Source organism: Thermus sp. (genome assembly GCF_040290245.1).
In the GTDB taxonomy this organism is placed as follows: domain Bacteria; phylum Deinococcota; class Deinococci; order Deinococcales; family Thermaceae; genus Thermus_A.
Genome location: NZ_PSMQ01000100.1, coordinates 1 through 3,575, shown reverse-complemented (window position 1 = coordinate 3,575; position 3,575 = coordinate 1). Strand labels below are relative to the sequence as shown.

The 3,575-nt window shown below is 66.9% G+C and carries 3 protein-coding genes; all 3 read right to left on the bottom strand.

Translation table 11 applies throughout. The annotated features are described in order from the left end of the window. Window positions 1–1,403, bottom strand: a 1,403-nt coding sequence (locus tag C4301_RS09580; protein WP_352414846.1) for an L-aspartate oxidase, incomplete at its 3' end; no start/stop codon positions are given. After that, the gene (nadA, locus tag C4301_RS09575; RefSeq protein ID WP_352414845.1) at window positions 1,400–2,338 is read right to left on the bottom strand and encodes a quinolinate synthase NadA; all 939 of its coding nucleotides are present in this window, start codon (window positions 2,336–2,338) and stop codon (window positions 1,400–1,402) included. The genes nadA and C4301_RS09580, both read right to left, overlap by 4 nt. Window positions 2,339–2,342: 4 nt before the next feature. Further along, window positions 2,343–3,182, bottom strand: a complete 840-nt coding sequence (nadC, locus tag C4301_RS09570; RefSeq protein ID WP_503012423.1) for a carboxylating nicotinate-nucleotide diphosphorylase — start codon at window positions 3,180–3,182, stop codon at window positions 2,343–2,345. Window positions 3,183–3,575 lie beyond the last annotated feature (393 nt).

Here is a 3,575-nt window from a genome sequence, read left to right as displayed (position 1 = left end):
TCCTCGCGGAAGTGGACCCCCCGGCTCTCCTCCCTCAGAAGGGCTCCGGAAAGGAGGAGGCGGGCCAGAAAGGCCAGGTTGCCCGCCTCCACCTCTCCTCTTGTGAGCCCCCTTTCCGGTAGGCCCTCGGAAAGGGGAAGGAGCTTAGCGTGCTGCAAGGCGGCCAAAAGGCCCTCCCGCCTGCGCACCACCCCCGCCTCGAGGCCCATCCACCGCCTGAGCCCATCAAGAAGCGCTGGCGGCATCCGGAAAAGGGGCAAAACCTCTCCCCTTTTCCAGGCCAAGTCCTCGAGAGCCCTAAGGGCAGCCCGTTCCCCCATGACCAGCCCTTCGAGAAGGCTGTTGGAGGCCAGCCGGTTCGCCCCGTGGAAGCCCGTGCTGGCCACCTCCCCCGCCGCGTAAAGCCCTGGAACCCCCGTAAAGCCCCAAAGGTCCGTCCGCACCCCTCCCACCAGGTAGTGGGCCGCGGGGGCCACGGGAAGAGGCTCTCTAAGGGGGTCCAGGCCCAGGGCCCGGGCGGAGGCCACCACGGTGGGGAAGCGGCGCTCGAGGTCAGGAATCCCCCTCAGGTCTAGGAACACCCGGCCCGTGCTGACCCGCTCCTGGTGGATGACCCGGGCCACCACGTCCCGGGGGGCGAGCTCGGCCAAGGGGTCGTACCGGGGCATGAACCGCTCCCCCAAAGCGTTTAAGAGCACCGCCCCCGCCCCCCGGGCCGCCTCGGTGACCAGGCTCCCGTCCTCCAGAGCCGTGGGGTGGAACTGGATGAATTCCAAATCCCGGAGCACCGCCCCCGCCCGCCAGGCCAGGACCAGCCCATCCCCCGTGGCCCCAGGGGGGTTGGTGGTCACGGGAAAGAGCCGGCCAAGCCCCCCCGTGGCCAGGAGGACTGCCCCCGCCTCCACCCGGATAAGGCCCTCCTTTTCATGCCAAAGGACCGCTCCCCCCACCCGGTCGCCCTTTAGAAGGGAGAGGGCCATATACCCCTCGAGGACCGGGCTTTTCAGGTGGGCCAGAAGGGCTTGGAGCAGGAGAAGGCCGCTTTTATCCCCACCCAGGTGGAAGACCCGGGCCCGGGAATGCCCCCCCTCCCGAGCCGGGGGTTCCTCGAAGCGCACCCCTAGGGATCTGAGCCTTTCCAGGTGGCGGAAAGCCTCCTCCAGGATGGACCGGGCCACCGCCTCCTCCACCAGGCCCCGGCCCGCGGTAAGGGTGTCCTGGAGGTGGTCCTCCAGGTCCCGCTCGTCCAGGGGAAAGGCCACCCCCCCCTGGGCCCAGGCGGTGGAGCCCGCGGGCAGGGGGTCCTTGCTCACCAAAAGGACCCGGGCCCCCCTTTCCTCTGCCGCCAGGGCGGCGTAGACCCCCGCCACCCCCGCGCCCAGGATGAGGAGGTCCACCTTCATCCCACTTGGAGCATCGCCGAAAGGGCCCGCCGCGCCTTCTCGGCCACCTCCTCAGGCACCCGGACCACGTGCTTCAAGTCCCGGAGGGACTCGTAGACCTTTTCTAAGGTGATGGTCTTCATGTACTCGCAGACGGCATCGGGCTTAACGGGGATAAACTCCTTCCCCGGGACCAGCTTCCTCAGCCGGTGTAGGATGCCCACCTCGGTGGCGATGACAAACTCCGGGGCACCGCTTTTCGCCGCATACCGGACCATCCCCTCGGTGGAAAGCATCTTGGCATCGGGCTTAAGGTAAAGGCAGCTGGAACCGCAGCCGCACTCGGGGTGGATGAGGAACTCCGCGGCCGGACGGTCCTTGACCAGGGCCTCGATATGCTCCGCCCGGATGCCCGCATGTACGTGGCACTCCCCGGGCCACAGCGCCATCTTCCGCCCGGTCACCCGCTCCACGTGGGCCCCCAAGAACATGTCCGGGAGGAAGAAGATGGGCCGCCCCTCGGGCAGGCTGGCCACCACCTCCACCGCGTTGGCGCTGGTCACGCAGATGTCCGCCAAGGCCTTGACCTCGGCGCTGGTGTTCACATAGGCCACCACGATCCCGTCCGGGTTTTCCTCCTTCCAGCGCCGAACATCCTCCGGGGTAATGGAGTCGGCTAAGGAGCAGCCCGCCGCCAAGTCCGGGAGGAGGACGGTCTTTTCCGGGTTCAGGATGGCGGCGGTCTCGGCCATGAAGTGGACCCCCGCGAAGACGATCACCTCGGCCTTGGTCTTGGCCGCCTCCCGGGACAGGCCCAGGGAGTCCCCCACGAAGTCCGCCACCTCCTGAACCTCGGGGCGCTGGTAAGAGTGGGCGAGGATGACGGCGTTTCGTTCCGCCTTCAACCTCTGGATCTCGCCCACAAGAAAGCTGTGCTCCTGGACAAGGACCTCCATCCTCTCATTCTAGCTCGAGGCTTAAGTCCAGCGCCCGGGCCGAATGGGTGAGGGCGCCCACGGAGATATAGTCCACCCCGGTCTCGGCCACCTCCCGCACCCTTTCCAGGCTCATCCTTCCGCTCGCCTCCAAAAGGGCCCGCCCCTTCGCCCTTCCAACCGCCTCCTTCAGGGTCTCGAGGTCCATGTTGTCCAATAGTATAAGCTCCGCCCCCGCCTCCAGGGCCTCTTCCAGCTCCTCTATGGAGGTGACCTCCACCTCCACCTTTAGGTAATGGGGGGCCTGGGACCTGGCCCGGCGCACCGCCTCCTTAACGCCCCCCACCGCCCGGATGTGGTTGTCCTTGATCAGGATCCCGTCAAAGAGGCCGAAGCGGTGGTTCCGCCCACCCCCCACCCGGACCGCGTACTTCTCCAGGGCCCGAAGGCCTGGGGTGGTCTTCCGGGTGTCCAGAATGATGGCCTGGGTCCCCCGCACCGCCTCCACGTACCTCCGGGTCAAGGTGGCGATCCCGCTTAGGCGCTGGAGGAGGTTTAAGGCCAGCCTTTCTCCGGCCAGGATGCCCCGCAAGGGCCCTTCCAGCCGGGCCACCTCGAGGCCCGGAAGGAGGGGGTCTCCGTCCCTAGCCAGCGGCGTAAAGGCGATCCGGCCATCCACCCGATGGAAGACCGCCTGGGCCACCTCGAGGCCCGCCAAAACCCCCTCCTCCTTGGCCAGGATCACCCCTCGTCCCTTCTGGTCCTCCGGGATGAGGAGGGTGCTCGTCAGGTCTCCTCCCCCCAGGTCCTCCAAAAGCCAAAGGTCGAGCGCCGCCTCAAAGCCCTTCACCCTTCCAGCGTACACCCCAGGCAAAGACCGCCCCGGACATGCTCCTTCGGTGTTCGCTCCGCAAACCAACCCGTGGGCCCGGCAATCGGTGTAGCCCATAGCCCCGGCGCCCCAAGGTACGCTTGCGCGTGACCTTGGTAGAGGGCGCGGGGTTATCCCCAGGGGACTGCCCTGGAAGCGGTACGCCTTGACGCGGCCTGCAGGTTATTATGGAGGAGTGCAAGATGCAGGAAACGGAAGCTAAAGTCAAAGGCTTCTGCCACGCCGAGGTGCGGGAGCAACGGCATCAAGCCTACAACTTGCCATTGAAAAGGGTGCGCGAATGTCCAAGAACGAGGCCGACACCCGTGCGAACCTTGTTGACCCGAGGCTGAAAGCCGCCGGCTGGTCGGATACGCAGATCACCCA